The organism is uncultured Methylobacterium sp., assembly GCF_964251405.1.
GTDB lineage: Bacteria > Pseudomonadota > Alphaproteobacteria > Rhizobiales > Beijerinckiaceae > Methylobacterium.
The window spans coordinates 31,403-33,267 of sequence record NZ_CAXUJR010000031.1 but is presented as its reverse complement, the minus strand read 5'-3'; the positions used below and the strand labels follow the sequence as shown (position 1 = coordinate 33,267).

At 66.6% G+C, this 1,865-nt stretch carries 1 protein-coding gene and 1 pseudogene; both read left to right on the top strand.

Annotation, left to right across the window (positions count from 1 at the left end):
* Nucleotides 1-122 precede the first annotated feature (122 nt).
* On the top strand, nucleotides 123-1,472 hold the full coding sequence (locus ACFE7U_RS08180) for an Nramp family divalent metal transporter (RefSeq protein WP_375409233.1): 1,350 nt from the start codon (nucleotides 123-125) through the stop codon (nucleotides 1,470-1,472).
* A gap of 99 nt (nucleotides 1,473-1,571) precedes the next feature.
* Nucleotides 1,572-1,865, top strand: a pseudogene (locus ACFE7U_RS08175) (hypothetical protein); the annotation flags it as partial.

Here is a 1,865-nt window from a genome sequence, read left to right as displayed (position 1 = left end):
GCGCGGCCACCCCGCCGCACTGGGAGCCCAAACTTAGCCTCTTGCCTCGATTATAGCCTCTGCTATGAAGCTGAGCGGCGCGGATCTCCGCGCCCGAGGATTCTGGTGTGAGCGGACAGAGCATGGCGGACCGGGCCGAGGACCAGAGGGCATGGCGGTTCAGCCGGGATACCGAGACGTCCCCGAGCCTCGGATCAATGAACGGCAGCGTTCCGGTGCTTGCGGCGGGCTCGTGGATGCGGCGGCTCCTCGGCTTCATCGGGCCCGGCTACATGATCTCGGTGGGTTACATGGACCCGGGCAACTGGGCCACCGACATCGCCGGCGGCTCGCAGTTCGGCTACACGCTCCTCTTCGTCATCCTTCTGTCGAACCTGATGGCGATCGTGCTGCAGGCGTTGGCCGCGCGCCTCGGCATTGCCACCGGCCGTGATCTCGCCCAGGCCTGCCGCGACCACTACTCCCGGCCGGTCGGCTTCGTGCTCTGGATCATCTGCGAGGCGGCGATCATCGCCTGCGACCTCGCCGAGGTGATCGGCACCGCCATCGCCCTCAAGCTGCTGTTCGGCATCCCGCTGGTCCTCGGGGCCGTCATCACGGCCCTCGACGTGTTCCTGGTCCTGCTCCTGATGCGCAGGGGCTTCCGGGCGCTCGAAGCCTTCGTGATCGCGCTTCTCCTCATCATCTTCGTCTGCTTCGCAATCCAGATCGCCCTGGCGGCGCCGGCGATGAAGGACCTGCTCACCGGCTTCCTGCCATCGTCCGAGATCGTCACCAACCCGGCGGCCCTCTACATCGCCATCGGCATCGTCGGGGCGACCGTGATGCCCCACAACCTCTATCTGCACTCCTCGATCGTGCAGACACGCGCCTATCCGCGGACGGAGGAGGGCCGCCGCAGCGCGCTGCGCTTTGCCGTGACCGATTCCACCATCGCCCTGATGCTGGCTTTGTTCGTCAACGCCTCGATCCTGATCATGGCGGCCTCCGTGTTCCATGCCGGCGGACGCACGGACGTGGTGGAGATCGAGCAGGCCTACGAACTGCTCTCGCCGCTGCTCGGCGTCGGGATCGCCTCGACGCTCTTTGCCGTGGCGCTCCTGGCATCGGGCCTCAACTCGACGGTGACGGCGACGCTCGCCGGTCAGATCGTGATGGAAGGCTTCCTGCGGCTGCGCATCCCGGATTGGGCGAGGCGGCTCGTGACCCGCGCCATCGCCATCGTGCCGGTGGTGATCGTCACGGCACTCTACGGAGAGCAGGGGACGGCCCGCCTCCTCGTGCTGAGCCAAGTCATCCTCTCCATGCAGCTACCCTTCGCTGTTGTCCCCCTCGTCCAGTTCGTGTCCGACCGGACCAAGATGGGCGCCCTCGTCATCCCGGCCTGGCTCAAGGTCCTGTCGTGGGCCATCGCGGGCCTGATCCTGACCCTCAACCTCAAGCTCCTGTTCGACATCTTCATCGGCGGCTGAAACCGCGCCCCGAACTCCTCCGGTGGCGGACCCGCCAATGGACAGGGCGGCCGCGGGCGATCGATATAGCATTGGCTATAAGAATGACGCGAGGTAACGATGATGTGCTCCGTCAGAATCCGCATCCGCTGCACGCCGGCGCTGCTGCTCGCCCTCGCCACAGCGTTCAGCCCCATATCCGTGCCGGCGGCGCTGGCCCAACCCGGTGTCTCGTTACCCCTGAACGAACGCCCGCCGGAATCGGCAGCGCTCGAGGCGGATCCCGGCGAGAGGTCACTGCCCTCGATCCAGTCCTCCCTCGGGTCCTTCGGCGACCCCGGCGGCTTCCGGGCGATGCTGGCGAGGCGGGGCATCCTCTCCAACATCCTCTATACCAACGAAGTCCTCGGCAAC